The following is a 17629-nucleotide window of genomic DNA, read 5'->3' as shown; positions in this document are numbered from 1 at the left end:
TATGGCGATCTATGTCGTGATGCAGCCGCCGGCCGGCCGCAAGGCCGAGGAAACAATTCTCGTGCGCGACAGCTTCACCTGGCTGGGTTTTTTGGTCGCGCCGATCTGGCTCGCCTGGCACCGGTTGTGGATCGAGGCGGCGCTGACGTTCGTCGTCATGGCGATCCTGTCGGTGGTCGGTGAAAGGCTCGGGCTCGAATGGGCCGGATCGATGCTGTCGCTGCTGGTCTCGCTTTATATCGGGTTCGAAGGGCAGGGCCTGCGCACCGCGGCGCTGCGCCGGCGCGGCTGGCGGGAATGGGGCGTCGTCGAGGCCGGCAGTCTCGGCGACGCCGAGGTCCGCTATGTGCTGGAAACCGTCGACGATGGCGAGGAGCAGGCAGCCATGCCGCGCATCGTGCCGGACGCGTCGCTGGCACGTCCGCCGCAGACCGGCATGGCGCTGGGACTGACCCATACGCCTGGAAGGCCCTGACATGCGGGTAGCGATCATCGACTATGGCTCGGGCAATCTGCGCTCGGCCACCAAGGCCTTCGAGCGCGCCGCGCATGAGGCGGGCCTTGCGGTGACGATCGAGCTTACGGCCGATGCGGAGCGGGTGCGCGGCGCCGACCGCATCGTGCTGCCGGGCGTCGGCGCCTATGCCGATTGCGCCGCCGGGTTGCACGCGGTCGCCGGCATGTGGGAGGCGGTGGAAGAGGTGGCTCTTCGCAAGGCGCGGCCGTTCCTCGGCATCTGCGTCGGCATGCAGCTGATGTCGCAACGCGGCCTCGAAAAGACCGTCACCAAGGGCTTCGGCTGGATCGCCGGCGACGTCAAGGAAATCACCCCCGCCGACCCGGCGCTGAAGATACCGCAGATCGGCTGGAACACGATCGACCTCACCCGCAAGCACCCGCTGTTCTCAGGCATCCAGACCGGGCCGAAGGGGCTGCATGCCTATTTCGTCCATTCCTATCACCTGGACGCGAAGGACTCCGCCGAAGTGCTGGCGACCGCCGACTATGGCGGCCCGGTGACGGCCGCCGTTGCCCGCGACAACCTTGCCGGCACGCAGTTTCATCCCGAAAAGAGCCAGGCGCTCGGCCTGGCGCTGATCACCAATTTCCTGAAATGGAGGCCCTAGGAGATGAGCAAGAAGGGCTATTGGATCGCGCTGATCGATGTCCACGATGCGGACGTCTACAGGCAATACATCGAGGCCAATGGCAAGGCCTTCGCCAAATATGGCGCGACGTTCCCGGTCCGCGCCGGTCGTTACACCAGTCCGGAGGGGCCGACAGGCAACCGCCATGTGGTGGTGGAATTCGAGTCCTATGAGACGGCGCTCGCTTGCTACGAGTCGCCCGAATACCAGGAAGCCTCGAAATTCCGGCTGGCTGCATCGACCGGCCACTTCGTCATCGTCGAGGGCGCCTGATCGTGATCCTGTTTCCGGCAATTGACCTCAAGGACGGCAAATGCGTGCGCCTGAAGCATGGCGACATGGCCACCGCTACCATCTACAACGACGATCCTGCAGCGCAGGCCAAGGCCTTCGAGGACCAGGGTTTTGAGTGGCTGCATGTCGTCGACCTCAACGGCGCCTTCAAAGGCCAGAGCGTCAACAGCGCCGCGGTCGGCGCCATCCTGAAGGCGACGAAGAACCCGGTGCAGCTCGGCGGCGGCATCCGCACCTTGCCGCAGATCGAGGACTGGCTGGATCGCGGCCTGGCCCGCGTCATCTTGGGCACGGTCGCGGTGCGCGAGCCGGAACTGGTCAAGCAAGCCTGCAAGACTTTCCCGGGCAAGGTTGCCGTCGGCATCGACGCCAAGGGCGGCAAGGTCGCGGTGGAAGGCTGGGCCGAGGCCTCCGAACTCGGCGTCATCGAGCTGGCGAAGAAGTTCGAAGGCGCGGGCGTGGCGGCCATCATCTACACCGATATCGACCGCGACGGCGTGCTTTCCGGCATCAACTGGGATTCGACCATCAGCCTCGCCGAGGCGGTGTCCATTCCGGTGATCGCCTCCGGCGGGCTCGCCTCGATCGCCGATATCGTGCGCATGACCATGCCAGATGCGAAGAAACTCGAAGGCGCCATCTCGGGCCGCGCCCTATATGACGGACGTATCGACCCGGCCGAAGCGCTGGCGATCCTGCGCGGCGAGAGGGCGGAGGCAAGACCGTGAATATTTCGATCATCCTGGCATCCTACGACAGCGGCCATTTTCACGGCGGCTGCGGCCAGGGCCCGGATGCGCTGATCTCGGGCGGGCTGGCCGAGGCGCTGAAGCTCGCCGGCCACGACGTCGAGGTGCATGACATCGGCAGGGTGGTCGAGGACGATCAGGAGCGCGAGATCGGCACCGGATTTGCCGTCTGCAACGCCGTTTCGGGCGAGGTTCGCATCGCGCTCGACAGGAGCCGGTTTCCGATCGTGCTGGCCGGCAACTGCCTGACCAGCGCGGGTGCCGTGGCCGGCGCGGGCGCCGACGCCATCATCTGGGCGGACCAGCATGGCGACCTCAACACGCCCGAGACCTCCAGCACCGGCTTCCTCGACGGCATGGCGCTGGCCACCGTGCTCGGCCTCTGCTGGCGGCCGATGGCGAACCTGATTCCCGGCTTCAAGCCGGTCGATCCGTCGCGCTGCGTCCTGGTAAACGCGCGCGATCTCGACAGCGCGGAAAAGGAGCTGCTGGAAAAGCTGCCGATCATCCGGACCGAATGTCCGGACTGGAAGAGCGCGGCGCAAAGGCTGAAGACCGACGGCGCCAGGCGGGTCCACATGCATGTCGACCTCGACGTGCATGACCCGGAGACGCTGCAGGCCAACCGCTACACCACGCCCGGCGGTCCGGCGCCCGAACAGATGCGCACCGCGATGTGCGGCCTTGCCGGTCCGCTCTCCGTCGCCGGGATGACCATTTCCGCCTACGATCCGGCCTTCGACCCCAAAGGCGATGTGCCGCCGCTGGTCGGCGAACTGGTGGTGGACCTGCTCTCGACCCTGGAAGGCAAGTGATGCTGAAGGCCCGCGTCATCCCGTGCCTGGACGTCAAGAACGGCCGCGTGGTCAAGGGCGTCAATTTCGTCGACCTGGTCGATGCCGGCGACCCGGTCGAGGCCGCCAAGGCTTATGATGCGGCGGGCGCCGACGAGCTTTGCTTCCTCGACATCACCGCGTCTTCCGACAACCGCGAAACGATCTTCGATGTCGTCGCCCGCACCGCCGAGCAATGCTTCATGCCGCTGACCGTCGGCGGCGGCGTGCGCCAGGTCGCCGACATCCGCAGGCTGCTTCTGGCCGGTGCCGACAAGGTGTCGATCAACACGGCGGCGGTGAACAACCCGGATTTCGTCGCCGAAGCCGCCGACAAGTTCGGCAACCAGTGCATCGTGGTGGCGATCGACGCCAAGAAGGTGTCGGCGGAAGGCAAGGCGGACCGCTGGGAGATCTTCACCCATGGCGGGCGTGAGAAGACCGGCATCGACGCGGTCGATTTCGCGAGGCGGATGGTCGAGCGCGGCGCCGGCGAGATCCTTTTGACATCGATGGACCGTGACGGCACCAAGGCCGGCTACGACATAGCGCTGACGCGCGCGATTGCCGCCGCGGTGCGCGTGCCGGTGATCGCATCGGGCGGCGTCGGGACGCTGGATCACCTGGTCGAAGGCATTCGCGACGGCCATGCCGGCGCGGTGCTGGCCGCCTCGATCTTCCATTTCGGCACCTACACCATCGCCGAGGCCAAGGCGCATATGGCCAACGCGGGTCTGCCGATGCGGCTGGACTCGGCCGTCCAGCGGGCTTAAAGCATGATCCCGAAAAGCGGGAGCCGGTTTTCGGAAAAGATCATGCTTAAACAAGCAGATAGATAACCATTATGGCAGACTTTTCGCTCGCCGAGCTGGAAACGATCATCCGCCAACGCGCCCATTCCGGCGACCCGGAGTCATGGACGGCAAAACTGTTCGCCAAGGGTATGGACAAGGCGGCGCAGAAACTCGGCGAGGAGGCCGTGGAAACCGTGATCGCCGCCATCCGCGGCGACAGGCAGGCCCTCGTTTCGGAAAGCGCGGATCTCATATATCATTGGCTGGTCGTCCTTGGCATGGCGGGCATTCCGTTGGAGGACGTGCTGAAGGAGCTCGAGGGCCGAACCAGCCGCTCGGGCGTCGCTGAAAAGGCATCCCGACCCCGGGGCTGATCGAAGAGACGGATAGAGCATGATGTCGCCCGAAAACCGCTTCACACTTTTCGGCATCATGCTCTAGGAGGGCAGGAAACCCGATGGACCAGCTGGCCCCGACCGAGAAGTATTCCCCCTATCGTTTCTTCTCCGCCGAGCAATGGTCGCAATTCCGCGCCGACACGCCGCTGACGCTGACCAAGGACGAGATCGAGCGGCTGCGCTCGCTCAACGACCCGGTCGACCTCGAAGAGGTCAAGCGCATCTACCTTTCGCTGTCGCGGCTGCTTTCGGCGCATGTCGAGGCGAGCCAGCTTCTGTTCCGGCAGCGCCAGGCCTTCTTCAATGCGCAGGACGTCGTCAAGACACCTTTCATCATCGGCATCGCCGGGTCGGTGGCGGTCGGCAAATCGACCACGGCCCGCGTGCTCAAGGAACTGCTGGCGCGTTGGCCGTCGAGCCCGAAGGTCGACCTCATCACCACCGACGGCTTCCTGTTGCCGAACGAGATCCTGCGGCGCGAGAACCTGATGGAGCGCAAGGGGTTCCCCGAGAGTTACGACGTCGGCGCGCTGCTCAGGTTCCTGTCCGGCATCAAGTCGGCGCAAAGCAGCGTCCGCGCGCCGGTCTATTCGCACCTGACCTACGACGTCATTCCCGGTGAGTTCGTCACCATCGACCGGCCGGACATCCTGATCTTCGAAGGCATCAACGTGCTGCAGCCGGGCAAGCTGCCGAAGGACGGCAAGATCGTGCCCTTCCTGTCCGACTTCTTCGATTTCGCCATTTATATCGATGCCGACGAGAAGCTGATCCATCAGTGGTACATCCAGCGCTTCATGCGGCTGCGCGAGACCGCCTTCCGCAATCCGGACTCCTTCTTCCACCGCTATTCGCAGCTTTCGCAGGATGCCGCGCGCGCCATCGCCGAGGGGCTGTGGGCCAACATCAACCTGAAGAACCTGCGCGAGAACATCCTGCCGACCAGGGCGCGGGCCGATCTCATCCTGCGCAAGGGCGCCAACCACCTGATCGAGGAAGTGGCGCTGAGGAAGCTGTGACCATCCGGTTAACGGCACCTTAGGCAATCCCGAATAGGTTGTGCCCAACTCCGGGGTTGGGAGCAGCAGGTGATCAACGCGAGCAATGCCGCGGGCCGCGAAGCCCCGGTCTATTCCCTGGTCGTTCCGATCTTCAACGAAGAGGCGGTGCTGCCGCTGCTCGTGCGGCGTATCTCAGCGCTGCTCGACAAGCTCGACGCCAGCGCCGAGGCCATCTTCGTCGACGATGGCAGCCGGGACACAAGCGTCATCTTCCTGCGCGGCATGGCCGCTTCGGATCCACGCTTCCGGCTGATCGAACTGTCACGCAATTTCGGCCACCAGATCGCCATCACCGCCGGCATGGACGCGGCTGCCGGCGATGCCGTGGTGGTCATGGATGCGGACTTGCAGGATCCGCCCGAAGTGGTGCTCGACCTCATCGCCAAGTGGAAAGAAGGCTATGAGATCGTCTATGCCCGCCGCACCAGACGCCAGGGCGAAACGCTATTCAAGCGTGCGAGCGCCAGCCTCTTCTACCGCGCCCTCGAACAGATGACTTCGGTGACCATCCCTCGCGACGTCGGCGACTTCCGCCTCGTGGGAAGAAAGGCCCTGGATACCTTCAAGCAGATGCCGGAGCGCGACCGCTTCGTGCGCGGCATGTTCGGCTGGATGGGTTTCAAGCAGACGGCGGTGTCGTTCGAACGACCCGAGCGAGCGGCCGGCGAAACCAAATATCCGTTCTGGAAAATGGTGCGGCTGGCGGTCCATGGCGTCATCAGCTTTTCCGACAAGCCTCTGCGGCTGGCGCTGTGGTCGGGTCTCGCGATCTCAGGTCTTGCCGCCCTGCTTGGTGTCTACGCCCTGTTTTCTTGGCTGTTTGCCAGCGGGGTCGTCCATGGCTGGACATCGACGGTGATGATCGTTTCCTTCCTGTCGGGCATCAATCTCTTCATGACCGGCATCATCGGCCTCTACGTCGGCGGCATCCACGCCGAGGTGAAGCGGAGGCCGCTCTATGTGGTCGACCGCCTGACCGGTTTTGAGGAAGCGATCGCGGCGATGAAAAACGGCGAAGCGCCGAGGGATCGGATGCCGGCGGCGCGCGAACGGCGGCTTGGCTGAGTTGGCGGCAGGCGATGAAATCCGCAAGCACGTTTGCCGCTACCGCAAGCACGAGCTCCGTGAAGCATCCATTCCGGTCATGGGTGATGGGTCGTTCAGAGCCCGCGCGCGTCCTGCGGTTTGCCGCTATCGGCGGCCTGTCGACCCTGATCTATGCTGTGGGAACGCTTGTGCTTTCGGACCGTTTCGGCCTGCCGGCGGCGATCGGCTCGGTCGTCGCCTACGGCGCCGGGTCCGTTTTTTCCTATTGCGGGCATCGCTTCGTGACGTTTGTCTCTGACGGAGCGGCTGGCTTCGAAATCGTCCGCTTCGCCTGTGCCACCGCGGTCGGATTTCTCCTCTCCGTCGGGTTGGCCTCGATCCTCACCGATCTCGCCGGATTCCCGTCGTCGGTGCCGGTGGCGATGGCTTCCATCCTGGTGCCGGTTCTGAACTTCGTGGCCTTGCGAAAGTTTGTCTTCTTGGGAAGCGACCCAATGAATTCCGGCAGTCCCCTCTACCCCGAAGGAGGGAGCCGATGACCCTCGTCCCGGACAGGTCACCAGCCGACGCGCCGATCGGCGACGCGCGCGACACGCAGCCATGGACCGTGGTTCTTTGCCTCCTGCTGGTGCTGGCAGCCGCCGTTCCCTGGCAGATGCGATGGGGCGTCATACCCGACACCAGCTGGGTGATCACCATGTGCGAGCAGATACTTGCCGGATCACGACTCTATGTCGACGTTTTCGAAGTCAATCCGCCTTTCACGCCTTGGATGTTCATGCCGGCGGTGGCGCTCGCGCACAAGGTCGGCATGTCGCCGGAAGTGGCGGTTCATGCCTACAGCTATGCGATCTGCCTGGCAGGATTGGGCTTTGCCGCGCTGATCGCCAGGCAGGCCGGTTTTGCCGAGAACCGCGCGCTGTTTCCAATGTTACCCCTGTTCCTGGCCCTGCTTGTCATTTTCCCGGGCAATGCTTTCACCGAACGGGAGCAACTGGGGATCGCGCTGTTTTTGCCGGTGCTGGTACTGACGGCGTGGCGCGCGGCGCCGATCGAAGGACGCGTGCCAAGCGTTCCGACGGCCGTTGTTGCCGGGCTTAGCGGGAGCGTGCTGGTTCTGGTGAAGCCCTACTATGCACTGGTCGTGCTCGTTCCGGCTCTCTACGCGGCCTGGAGCCGCCGGTCGATCCGGACGCTTTTCGCCGTCGAGTACTGGGCGATCGGCCTGGTTTGCGTCGCCTATCTCGTCGCCGTGTTGCATTTCTATCCGGAATTCCTCGGCGTCATCTACCCGATACTGGCCGACACCTACATGCGTGTGGAGAACATGCAAGCGCTGCTGACGACCTACTCGCCTATCTATCTGGCCGCGCTCCTGATGCTGCGCTTTCTTCGGCCGGGATTGCCGCTGTCGCCGCTGGTCGCTGTGTTCACGCTCGCTTCGCTGGCCGCGACCGTGCCGCTGATCTATCAAGCCAAGGGCTGGCCCTACCATGCTTTTCCGGCGATTACCCTGATCCTGGCGGCGCTTCTGGTGAGGACGGCACAAGTCAACCCAACGACATACCCATCGCCAGGCCCGGCAATGGAACCGGGGCGCAAGGCGCTGCTGGTCGCCGTCATCGTGGGCGCCGCGATCCCATTCATGCAAACGCTGAAACCAAATGCCGAGCTTGCCGCCAAGGTCAAGTCCGCGACTCAGCAGCCGACCATCGCGCTTGTCGGCACCCATATTGCGGCGGGCCATCCGCTGGCACGCATGCTTGGTGGACGATGGATATCGGGCTATTGCAGCGACTGGCTTGGCGGATATGCCTTCTATTTCTCGGTGGTCGAGGCCCGGAACGGCAACGAGGAGGCCGCGAGCCACTACCGGCAGGTCGCGGATCGCTACATCGATGACAAGCTCGCCGAACTCGAAACCAAACAGCCCACCGTGATAATCGTCGAGAAAGACGACAAGGAATGGAACGCGGAGCTGTCCCGGTGGCAGGACTACGTCAACTTCATGCGAAACTACCGGGAGATCGCCGAGGATGACGAGGTACAGGTGCTGCTGCGCAACCCTGCAATGAGCCAGGGGCAGCGACCCGCCGTGGCCGCAAATTGATACGGCGGCCATCCTCGCGAACAGCGAGGGGTAAAGGCGGCCGAAACCGTGGAAGCCCAGACGGCCTGCGCAATCATTCTGTTCGCGCTCCTTTCGCGGCCATCGCGCGATGTCGGTCCTAGGAGCATTTCACAGTTTCACGGAAACGGCGAAACGCTCTATCTCTTTGTTTTGACGCAATTCCTGACGGAAAACCGTGTCACACTTTTCCTGGAATTGCTCCAAGGCTGACTTCGCGCTGCGGTCAGCATCAAACGCATGCGGGGCCTTGGACCGCTACACCAGGGATGGCTCTCCGGACATTTCAGCCTTCCGGCCTCTCGTCCATATCGAAAGCAGCATCCACGCAGCCAGGAACAGCGGGATCAGGACAGCGACGCAATATCCGCCCCAGGTGAAAAAATGCGTGACGAAGGGCCAGAGCCAGCAAATCGCCAGTATCAGTCGAGGCGGCCTTGAAACCATTGTGGCGAGCATCGCGACCGCTATGGCCACACCGATCGCGTCGTAGGTGTAGCCATAGGGCGTGGCCAGGATAGCAAGGACACCGGTAAGCGCCACGCGTTCCTGATGCGAAACCAGGCGCCCCGGCCACCAGAGCCAGATCGCCGCGGCAATGGAAGCGACGGTCGCGACCGCCTGCACGCCATAGGCGGCGGTCAGCCCGAAGCCGATTGCTCTTGCCGTGAAAAACACAGTTATCGCGTTGTATTGATAAGGCTGCGGATAAGGCGCCTCCATGATCGCGGTCATCAAGGGACGGGTTTCGGTCAGGAACAACCGCCAGACATCGAAGCCGAAGAACAGGCTTGTGGCGACGGCGATCACCATCGTGGTCGCGATGGCGGCGAAGATGGCCCGCCAGTTGCGGCTGGCGAGCAGGCAGAAGGGCACGAGAATGCCAAGGTGCGGCTTAATCGTCAGCATGCCGAACAGAATTCCGGCCAGCAGCGGACGCCTGGGCGCTACGGCGAGGCCGCCGATCAACAGAGCAGTCGTCAGCGCGCCGTTCTGGCCGAAGACCGAGTTCCACATCACGGCGGGACTCAAGACAATCGCCAGTTCCAAGGCCGCTCCGAGCTTCAGCGGCCGGATCGCCAGCCACAGGCACACAATGGTCCCAACCGTCCAGATCAGGTAAGCGGGCAGGATCGGCAAGGTGGCAAGCGGAACGCCGAGCAACAGGATGTTCGGCGGATAGCTCCATTCCTGATTTGGAAGGTCGGGCGAGAACATGTCGCGCAACGCCGCGCGGTAGGCATCCACGTCGAAGAGGGTAGCAACGTGGCCGTCGATTGCCATGCGCGAACCAGCCCAGAGGTTGGTGAAGTCCCAGTAGGGAAGCCTGCGCGAAAGCTCGGAAAATCCCCTGCCGTCGAGGTTCCACAACGTGCTCAGATAGACCTCGGCCATCCACAGAGCGATGATCGATACGACCGTGACGATGGCCACGTCCAAGAGGCTTCTGGTCTTGATCCAATTCGGCTGCATGGCGACCTCGGTTTCGCAACCGATCTTTAGTCCCGGTGCCCTTAAGATCGCGTTGCTCCGGCACCATCCCGCGATCGTCAGCCCGGCACCGTCACCCGGCGCAGCGTCAGATTGATGCGGCCGCCATTCTTCAGGAGAGCCGACGTCGCCGGATAGATACGGTCGACGCCGTGAAAACTCAGGCGACCCTCGCCGCCAAGCACGACGACGTCGCCGCTCTTCAGCCTGAACGATGTCGTGCCGCCTTCACGTGTGCTCTGGCCGACCCGGAACAGGCAGTCGTCGCCCAGCGAGACCGACACAACGGGCGCGGCGAAATCCTTCTCGTCGCGGTCCTGGTGCAGGCCCATCTTGGCGTCCGCCGCATAGAAGTTGACCAGGCAGGCCTCGGGCGGGTGTGGGTAGGCCGAAACTTCGCGCCATAGTTTCAGCAACACCTCGGGGATCGGCGGCCAGGGCTCGCCCGTCACCGGATGCGTCGGCTGGTAGCGATAGCCGCGGTCCTTGTCGGTCACCCAGCCAAGCGCGCCGCAATTGGTCATGCGCACGCTCATCTGCTTGCCTGTGCGCGGCATCGCCGGCACGTAGAGGGGCGCTGCCTGCACGACGCGCCTGATCTCCTCGACCAGCGCTTCCTGGGCGGGGCGGGCGAGGTAACCCGGCATATGGCGGACGCCTTTGGGCAGAACGAGCATGGGTCGATCCGGTTTAATCGCCCAAACATGCCACCAACAAAGGAAAACGGCGACCCGAAAGCCGCCGTTTGCGCAATCTCTGCGGTCCGTCCCGTCAGGCCTCCTTCATATCCGGAATGCGCAGCACCTGGCCCGGGTAGATCTTGTCGGGATGCGTGAGCATCGGCTTGTTGGCCTCGAAGATGATGTTGTTCTTCGCGCCCTGGCCCTTGCCGTAAGATTTCTCGGCAATCTTCCAGAGGTTGTCGCCCTTCTGAACCGTATAGAGCGTCGGCTGCCTGGAGCATGATGCCGAAAAGTGTGAAGCGGTTTTCGGACGACATTATGCTCCATATCTTTGATTTAGACCCGGATGATTTCAGGTCGACTCGACCTGAAATCATCCGGCTCTAGTCGTTCTCGACACGAGCACGCAGCTTCTTGACGGTAGACCGGCCTGCCTTGCTCTTCAGGCGTCGCTCCACGGCGCCTTTGGACGGCCTGGTCTTCTTGCGCGGCGGCGGTGGCGGCTCGGCCGCCTTGGCGATCAACGCCGTCAGCCGCGCCCGCGCATCGGCGCGGTTCTGCTCCTGGGTGCGGAAGCGGCCGGCCTCGATGACGATGACGCCGTCCTTGGTCGCGCGTTGGCCGGCAAGCTTGATGGCACGCTCGCGCACGCGCTCGGACAGGCCGGAAGCGTTCGCCGCGTCGAAGCGCAGCTGCACCGCGGTGGCCACCTTGTTGACGTTCTGGCCGCCTGGACCGGACGAGCGGATGAAATCCTCATGCAGGTCACCCGGTTGGATGACCGCGTCGTTGGCGATGATGATCCTGTCGTCGGCACTCATTCACGCACTCATGACGCCACCACGGCAAAAAGAAAAGGCCCGAAGCCGGGCCTTTGGAGCAACGAAGCCTTGCGGCGGCGACTATTCGGCTGCCTCCTGCAGATGCGGCGCGGCGCCCAAGATGGCGGCGTCGACATGCTTTTCGAATTTCTCGAAATTGACGGCGAACATATTGACCAGCTTCGCGGCCTGGCTGTCGTAACCGGCCTTGTCCGCCCAGGTCGAGCGCGGATCGAGAATGGCGCCGTCGACGCCTGGAACCGCCACCGGCACCTCGAAGCCGAAATTGGCGTCGGTGCGGAACTCGGCCGATTTCAGCGAACCGTCGAGCGCTGCGCCGAGCAAAGCCCGCGTCACCTTGATCGGCATGCGGCGGCCGGTGCCGTGGGCGCCGCCGGTCCAGCCGGTGTTGACCAGCCAGCAGTCGACACCGTGGCTGGCGATGAGCTGGCGCAGCAGATTGCCGTATTCGGACGGGTGACGCGGCATGAACGGAGCCCCGAAGCAGGTCGAGAACGTCGCTTCCGGTTCGGTGACGCCCTTTTCCGTGCCGGCGACCTTGGCGGTATACCCCGACAGGAAGTGGTACATCGCTTGCGCCGGTGTCAGCCTGGCGATCGGCGGCATGACGCCGAAAGCGTCGGCGGTCAGCATGATGATGTTCTTCGGATGGCCGGCGCGGCCGGTCTTCGAGGCGTTGGGGATGAAGTCCAGCGGGTAGGCGCAGCGCGTGTTTTCAGTCAGGCTGCCGTCATTGAAGTCCGGCACGCGGCCGGCATCGAGCACGACGTTCTCCAGCACCGTGCCGAAGCGCTGCGTGGTGGCGAAGATCTCCGGCTCGGCCTCGGCCGACAGCCTGATCGTCTTGGCGTAGCAGCCGCCTTCGAAATTGAAGATGCCTTGCGGACCCCAGCCGTGCTCGTCGTCGCCGATCAAGGTGCGCGACGGGTCGGCCGACAGCGTCGTCTTGCCTGTGCCGGACAGGCCGAAGAAAACGGCCGTGCCGCCGTCCGGCCCCTCATTGGCCGAACAGTGCATCGGCATCACGCCTTTCTCCGGCAGCAGGTAGTTCAGCATGGTGAACACCGACTTCTTCATCTCGCCGGCATAGGAGGTGCCGCCGATGAGCACGATCTTGCGGGTCAAGTCGACCGCGATCACCGTCTCCGTGCGGGTGCCATGTCGCGCCGGATCGGCACGGAACGAGGGCAGGTCGATGATCGTCATCTGCGGCACGAAACGCTCGAGCTCGGCGGCCTCGGGGCGGATCAAAAGATTACGGATGAACAGCGAATGCCAGGCGAATTCGGTGACGACTCGGGTCGGCAGCTTGAGATCGGCATCGGCGCCGCCGACGAGGTCCTGCACGTAGAGGTCCTTGCCGGTTGCGTGAGCCTTGAAATCCGCAAGCAGCGCTTCGAACTGCGCCGGCGAGATCGCTTTGTTGTTGTCCCACCAGACCTGGCGGTCGGTCGCCTCGTCGCGCACGACGAACTTGTCCTTGGGCGAACGGCCGGTGTGCTGCCCGGTTTCGGCAACCAGCGCGCCCTTCGCGGTCAATCTCGCCTCGCCGCGCCGGATCGCTTCCTCATAGAGTTCGGCCGCGCCGAAATTGTAGCGCACCATGCCCGTTGTCATCAGGCCGATCGCGTCAATAGCGCAGTCGGGGTTGCGTTTGCCGGCTTCCGACATCAAATTTCCTCTCTGGATTTGGCCGCATATGACGGGTGGTTTCCCGGGGCCTGCGTACAGGCCGCCAGGTTCAGAACCAGAAAAGCCGAATGATATCAAATCTTTAATCGATTTAAAGAATTTGAAAGTTGTTTAAATCGTTTATATGTGCAAAAAATCACAGAGGTTGCCCAAAGGATTGGCAGGCTTGCTTCGTCCAATCCCAACACGGGTGCGATGGTGTGTAGCGGCAGGCCGCCCGTGACTTCGGACTGGGCTCGTGCCACATTTTGTACCCAATTTGTCCTGCAAAAGCCCCTTCTCGACGACAGAAGGGACAGCTCATGAGGGAGCCGCTTGAAATGGCAACAATCGCGCTTGTCGACGACGACCGCAACATTTTGACTTCGGTGTCGATCGCGCTCGAATCCGAGGGCTACCGGGTCGAAACCTACACGGACGGCGCCTCAGCGCTGGAAGGCCTGGCGGCGCGACCGCCGAACCTGGCCATCCTCGACATCAAGATGCCGCGCATGGACGGCATGGAGCTGTTGCGCCGCATGCGCCAGAAGTCGGACCTGCCGGTCATCTTCCTGACCTCGAAGGACGACGAGATCGACGAATTGTTCGGCCTCAAGATGGGCGCCGACGACTTCATCCGCAAACCGTTCTCGCAGCGCCTGCTGGTCGAGCGGGTGCGCGCGGTGCTGCGCCGAACCAGCGCCCGCGAGGCGGCCGCCAAGGCGCCCAGCCAGCAGGCCCGTTCGCTGGAACGCGGCCAGCTGGTGATGGACCAGGAGCGGCATACCTGCACCTGGAAGGGCGAGCCGGTGACGCTGACGGTGACCGAATTCCTCATCCTGCACTCGCTGGCGCAACGCCCCGGCGTGGTGAAAAGCCGTGATGCGCTGATGGATTCGGCCTATGATGAGCAGGTCTATGTCGACGACCGGACCATCGACAGCCACATCAAGCGGCTGCGCAAGAAGTTCAAGGCTGTCGACGACGACTTCGAGATGATCGAAACCCTTTACGGAGTCGGATACCGGTTTCGCGAAGCTTGAGAGAGTGAGTGGTGCATGGTGAATGGAACATGGTAAATGGTGCGAGCGCTGAACCGCTCGTTTCCATTCACCATTCACTGCTCACCATTCACCAAACAGGGCCTGCTATTCGATGGCAGTGGAAGTAGAGCGAGGCAGACGGGCGGGCACGGCAAGGCGTCCACCGCGGATCGTGCCCGGCTTCGTGTCGAAAATCACGGTGCCGATGCGCCGGTTTCTCGGCCATCACATCTTCTCCAGCCTGACGCGGCGCATCCTGTTTCTCAACATGGCCGGCCTCGCCGTGCTGGTCACCGGCATCCTTTATCTCAACACCTTCCGCGACGGCCTGATTGACGCGCGCGTCGAAAGCCTGATGACGCAGGGCGAGATCATCGCCGGCGCCATCGCGGCCTCGGCGACTGTCGAGACCGATTCGATCAGCATCGACCCGGAAAAGCTGCTGGAACTGCAGGCCGGCGAAAGCTTGGGGCCGGGTTCCGACCAGCTCGACAATCTCGATTTTCCGATCAATCCCGAACGCGTCGCGCCGGTGCTCAGGCGCTTGATCTCGCCGACGCGCACACGCGCCCGCATCTATGATCGCGACGCCAACCTCCTGCTCGACTCGCGCCATCTCTATTCACGCGGCCAGATCCTGCGCTACGACCTGCCGCCGGTCGAGGACGAGCAGCCGGACCTGCTGGAACGGGTGGAGAAATTCATCTTCGACTTCTTCCGCAACAAGGACCTGCCCGTCTATCACGAGCAGCCTGGCGGCAACGGCGCCGCGTTCCCGGAAGTGGTCAAGGCGCTGACCGGCAGCCCCTCGACCATCGTGCGGGTGAGCGAGCAGGGCGAGCAGATCGTCTCCGTCGCGGTGCCGATCCAGCGTTTTCGCGCCGTGCTCGGCGTCTTGATGCTGTCCACCGAAGGCGGCGACATCGACAAGATCGTCGCGGCCGAGCGCAAGGCGATCCTGCGCGTGTTCGGGGTGGCGGCTCTCGTCACGGCGATCCTGTCGCTGCTTCTGGCGTCGACCATCGCCAATCCGCTGAGGCGGCTTTCCGCCGCCGCCGTCAGGGTGCGCCGCGGCGTCAAGAGCCGTGAGGAAATCCCGGACTTCTCGGACCGGCAGGACGAGATCGGCAACCTGTCCATCGCCGTGCGCGACATGACCAACGCGCTTTATGCGCGCATCGAGGCCATCGAAAGTTTTGCCGCCGACGTGTCGCACGAACTGAAGAACCCGCTGACCTCGCTGCGCAGCGCGGTCGAGACGCTGCCCCTGGCGAAGAACGAGAATTCGCGCGGGCGGCTGATGGAGATCATCCAGCACGACGTGAAGCGGCTCGACCGGCTGATCACCGACATCTCCGACGCGTCGCGGCTCGATGCCGAGCTGGCGCGGGACGATGCCGGGACGGTCGACCTGAAAAAGTTCATCACCGACCTCATCGGGGTCTCGCGCGAGACGACGCGCAACAAGAAGGCCGTCGAGATCGAGCTCAAGGTCGCCAAGCTGCCGGCCGGCGCCAAAGGCTATTTCGTTGTCGGCCATGACCTCAGGATCGGCCAGGTCATCACCAACCTGATCGAGAACGCGCGCTCCTTCGTGCCCGACGAGCATGGCCACATCGCGATCTCACTGGCCCGCGCGGGCAAGTTCAACATCATCACCGTCGACGACAACGGCCCGGGCATCCGGGCGGAGAAGATCGACCGCATCTTCGAGCGCTTCTACACCGACCGGCCGGCCGGCGAAGCCTTCGGTCAGAACTCCGGCCTCGGCCTTTCGATCAGCCGCCAGATCGTCGAGGCGCATGGCGGCACACTGACGGCCGAGAACATCCCCGGCACCAAGCCCGGCGAGATCAAGGGCGCGCGCTTCGTGGTGACGCTGCCCGCGGAAGGCTGATCGCCAAACCGAACATGCCGGACGCCGCCACCAAGCCCCGCAACATCCATGGCACGGCCATCCTGATCGGCGAGCGCGGCGTGCTGATCACCGGGCCGTCGGGGGCCGGCAAGACTACGCTGGCGCTGGCGCTCCTCGATCATTGCCGCATCCACGGGGTGTTTTCCCGGCTGGTCGGCGACGACCAGCTGTTTGCGACCGTTCATGGCGGCCGGCTTGTGTGCCGCGCGCCGGCAACCATCGCCGGCCTCGCCGAGGTGCACGGCATCGGCCCGCGGCCGCTTGCGTTCGAGCCGACGGGCGTAATCGACCTCGTCGTCCGGCTCGTCGAAGGCGCCGGAATGGCGCGTCTGCAGGACGAGGCTACCGAGACGATCGCCAGCTGCCGGCTGCCCCGCATCGACGTCCCCCGGCAAAATGTCACGGCCGCGCTGCCCATGTTGACGGCGCGGCTGTCGATCCAGCCTTTTTCATGATCCGGCCCAGGTTTTTTGTTGCGATGCGTCAAAATGGCCCGGGCGGCCGCAATTTTGGGCTTGTCAACCGGCCGTGCGTCGACAAGATAGCGCTCCCGCCGCCTGGATTGGCCGGCGAACATAAGATACGCCTGTGAAGCGGCGATGACGGGAGCCACCAGAGAATGATCGGACTCGTGCTCGTAACGCACGGTCAACTCGCCACCGAGTTCCGGCATGCGGTAGAGCATGTCGTCGGGCCGCAAGACAATTTCGAAACCGTGGCGATCGGCGCCGACGACGACATGGAGCAGCGCCGGGCCGACATTGTCGACGCCGTCGCGCGCGTCGATACCGGCGCCGGCGTCATCGTGCTCACCGACATGTTCGGCGGCACCCCTTCCAACCTCGCCATCTCGGTGATGGAATCCGGCCGCACCGAGGTCATCGCCGGCATGAACCTGCCGATGCTGATCAAGCTTTCCTCGATCCGCAAGGGCGACAACATGGCCGCCGCGCTCGACGAAGCGCAGGCCGCGGGCCGCAAATACATCAACGTCGCCAGCCAGCTCCTGAGCAGCAAATGAACGCGCAGGCGCCGGAGAAGGACGAGGTGGTGCGGGAGTTCCCGATCATCAACCAGCGCGGCCTGCACGCACGCGCCTCGGCCAAGTTCGTCCAGGTCGCCAGCGGCTTCGACGCCACCATCCATGTCGAGAAGGACGGCGTGAAGGTCGGCGGCACCTCGATCATGGGCCTGATGATGCTGGCGGCGAGCCCAGGCTTTTCGATCCGCGTCATTGCCAGCGGCCCGGAAGCCGTGCCGGCCATGGACGCGCTGGAGCAGCTGGTCGCCTCGCGCTTCGGCGAGGAAATCTAGTTTTTCAGCCCAGGGATTTTGACCGGTCGGCTCTGTTTGCGTTGGCAGGTGGCATGCCTTGGAGATTGGCCGAAACGCCCGTCGCGATCGTCATTCTAGGGCGGAGCAGGAGCGAAGCTTCCGTCGCGAAGACCCTAGAATGACGAGGTCGGGGCGGCTTCAACCAATCCCCGGCGTTTGCGCGGATTTCACGGAGCATTTCGCGCTTCCAGGAC

Annotated in this window: 20 protein-coding genes and 1 pseudogene; 16 read left to right on the top strand and 5 right to left on the bottom strand. The window is 63.8% G+C overall.

Features of this window, described 5'->3' with window-relative positions; genetic code table 11:
• The first annotated feature begins 1 nt into the window (after position 1).
• The 11 genes from F3H96_RS00220 (at position 2) to F3H96_RS00170 (ending at position 8434) form a co-directional block, all read left to right on the top strand.
• Complete coding sequence (locus F3H96_RS00220) at positions 2-475, top strand: DUF2628 domain-containing protein (RefSeq protein ID WP_149789933.1); 474 nt, start codon at positions 2-4, stop codon at positions 473-475.
• Position 476: 1 nt separating this feature from the next.
• Entirely contained in the window at positions 477-1127 is a 651-nt protein-coding gene (gene hisH, locus F3H96_RS00215) for an imidazole glycerol phosphate synthase subunit HisH (protein WP_149789932.1), read from the top strand.
• Positions 1128-1130: 3 nt separating this feature from the next.
• A complete protein-coding gene (locus F3H96_RS00210; RefSeq protein ID WP_149789931.1) occupies positions 1131-1421 on the top strand; it encodes a DUF1330 domain-containing protein in 291 nt (96 codons plus the stop codon).
• A 2-nt stretch (positions 1422-1423) separates the two neighbouring features.
• Positions 1424-2170 carry a 1-(5-phosphoribosyl)-5-[(5-phosphoribosylamino)methylideneamino]imidazole-4-carboxamide isomerase gene (hisA, locus tag F3H96_RS00205; RefSeq protein ID WP_149789930.1) on the top strand — a complete coding sequence of 249 codons (747 nt, stop codon included), beginning with the start codon at positions 1424-1426 and terminating at the stop codon, positions 2168-2170.
• The gene (locus F3H96_RS00200; protein ID WP_149789929.1) at positions 2167-3006 is read left to right on the top strand and encodes an arginase family protein; all 840 of its coding nucleotides are present in this window, start codon (positions 2167-2169) and stop codon (positions 3004-3006) included. The genes hisA and F3H96_RS00200 overlap by 4 nt, the downstream gene beginning before the upstream one ends.
• Positions 3006-3797 carry an imidazole glycerol phosphate synthase subunit HisF gene (gene hisF, locus F3H96_RS00195; protein ID WP_149789928.1) on the top strand — a complete coding sequence of 264 codons (792 nt, stop codon included), beginning with the start codon at positions 3006-3008 and terminating at the stop codon, positions 3795-3797. The genes F3H96_RS00200 and hisF overlap by 1 nt, the downstream gene beginning before the upstream one ends.
• 71 nt (positions 3798-3868) lie before the next feature.
• Positions 3869-4192: a phosphoribosyl-ATP diphosphatase gene (locus tag F3H96_RS00190; RefSeq protein ID WP_149789927.1), complete on the top strand. Its 324-nt coding sequence runs from the start codon at positions 3869-3871 to the stop codon at positions 4190-4192.
• Positions 4193-4275: 83 nt separating this feature from the next.
• The gene (gene coaA, locus F3H96_RS00185; RefSeq protein WP_149789926.1) at positions 4276-5235 is read left to right on the top strand and encodes a type I pantothenate kinase; all 960 of its coding nucleotides are present in this window, start codon (positions 4276-4278) and stop codon (positions 5233-5235) included.
• A gap of 69 nt (positions 5236-5304) precedes the next feature.
• Complete coding sequence (locus F3H96_RS00180; protein ID WP_149789925.1) at positions 5305-6342, top strand: glycosyltransferase family 2 protein; 1038 nt, start codon at positions 5305-5307, stop codon at positions 6340-6342.
• 86 nt (positions 6343-6428) lie between these two features.
• Positions 6429-6863, top strand: a complete 435-nt coding sequence (locus tag F3H96_RS00175; RefSeq protein ID WP_188131247.1) for a GtrA family protein — start codon at positions 6429-6431, stop codon at positions 6861-6863.
• Positions 6860-8434 (top strand): hypothetical protein, encoded by a 1575-nt coding sequence (locus F3H96_RS00170; protein WP_149789923.1) that lies wholly within the window; start codon positions 6860-6862, stop codon positions 8432-8434. Before F3H96_RS00175 ends, F3H96_RS00170 begins: the two co-directional genes overlap by 4 nt.
• A 276-nt stretch (positions 8435-8710) precedes the next feature.
• Here the strand turns inward: F3H96_RS00170 and F3H96_RS00165 are convergent, their stop codons facing one another.
• From F3H96_RS00165 to F3H96_RS00145, 5 genes and pseudogenes are all read right to left on the bottom strand, one after another.
• Positions 8711-9925, bottom strand: a complete 1215-nt coding sequence (locus tag F3H96_RS00165) for a glycosyltransferase family 87 protein (RefSeq protein ID WP_149789922.1) — start codon at positions 9923-9925, stop codon at positions 8711-8713.
• Positions 9926-10002: 77 nt separating this feature from the next.
• The gene (locus tag F3H96_RS00160) at positions 10003-10620 is read right to left on the bottom strand and encodes an alpha-ketoglutarate-dependent dioxygenase AlkB (protein ID WP_149789921.1); all 618 of its coding nucleotides are present in this window, start codon (positions 10618-10620) and stop codon (positions 10003-10005) included.
• 94 nt (positions 10621-10714) lie between these two features.
• A pseudogene (locus F3H96_RS00155) lies at positions 10715-10903 on the bottom strand (LysM peptidoglycan-binding domain-containing protein); the annotation flags it as partial.
• A gap of 106 nt (positions 10904-11009) precedes the next feature.
• Complete coding sequence (gene arfB / locus F3H96_RS00150) at positions 11010-11447, bottom strand: alternative ribosome rescue aminoacyl-tRNA hydrolase ArfB (RefSeq protein WP_149789920.1); 438 nt, start codon at positions 11445-11447, stop codon at positions 11010-11012.
• An 81-nt stretch (positions 11448-11528) separates the two neighbouring features.
• Complete coding sequence (locus F3H96_RS00145; RefSeq protein WP_149789919.1) at positions 11529-13139, bottom strand: phosphoenolpyruvate carboxykinase; 1611 nt, start codon at positions 13137-13139, stop codon at positions 11529-11531.
• Between the two features lie 341 nt (positions 13140-13480).
• On the opposite strand from F3H96_RS00145, the gene F3H96_RS00140 reads away from it, so the two are divergent.
• From F3H96_RS00140 to F3H96_RS00115, 5 genes are all read left to right on the top strand, one after another.
• Entirely contained in the window at positions 13481-14182 is a 702-nt protein-coding gene (locus F3H96_RS00140; protein WP_006201274.1) for a response regulator transcription factor, read from the top strand.
• A gap of 112 nt (positions 14183-14294) precedes the next feature.
• Positions 14295-16079, top strand: coding sequence for a sensor histidine kinase (locus tag F3H96_RS00135; RefSeq protein ID WP_149789918.1), 1785 nt, complete (start codon positions 14295-14297; stop codon positions 16077-16079).
• 14 nt (positions 16080-16093) lie between these two features.
• Entirely contained in the window at positions 16094-16555 is a 462-nt protein-coding gene (locus F3H96_RS00130; RefSeq protein WP_149789917.1) for an HPr kinase/phosphorylase, read from the top strand.
• Positions 16556-16719: 164 nt separating this feature from the next.
• Complete coding sequence (locus tag F3H96_RS00120; protein ID WP_027166957.1) at positions 16720-17121, top strand: PTS sugar transporter subunit IIA; 402 nt, start codon at positions 16720-16722, stop codon at positions 17119-17121.
• Positions 17118-17414 carry an HPr family phosphocarrier protein gene (locus F3H96_RS00115; RefSeq protein WP_149789915.1) on the top strand — a complete coding sequence of 99 codons (297 nt, stop codon included), beginning with the start codon at positions 17118-17120 and terminating at the stop codon, positions 17412-17414. Before F3H96_RS00120 ends, F3H96_RS00115 begins: the two co-directional genes overlap by 4 nt.
• The last annotated feature ends 215 nt before the right edge of the window (positions 17415-17629 follow it).

The sequence above is a fragment of the Mesorhizobium sp. NFR06 genome (genome assembly GCF_900115245.1).
Taxonomy (GTDB): domain Bacteria; phylum Pseudomonadota; class Alphaproteobacteria; order Rhizobiales; family Rhizobiaceae; genus Mesorhizobium.
The sequence above is the reverse complement of the archived record's forward strand: the minus strand, read 5'-3'. Positions and strand labels throughout refer to the sequence as shown.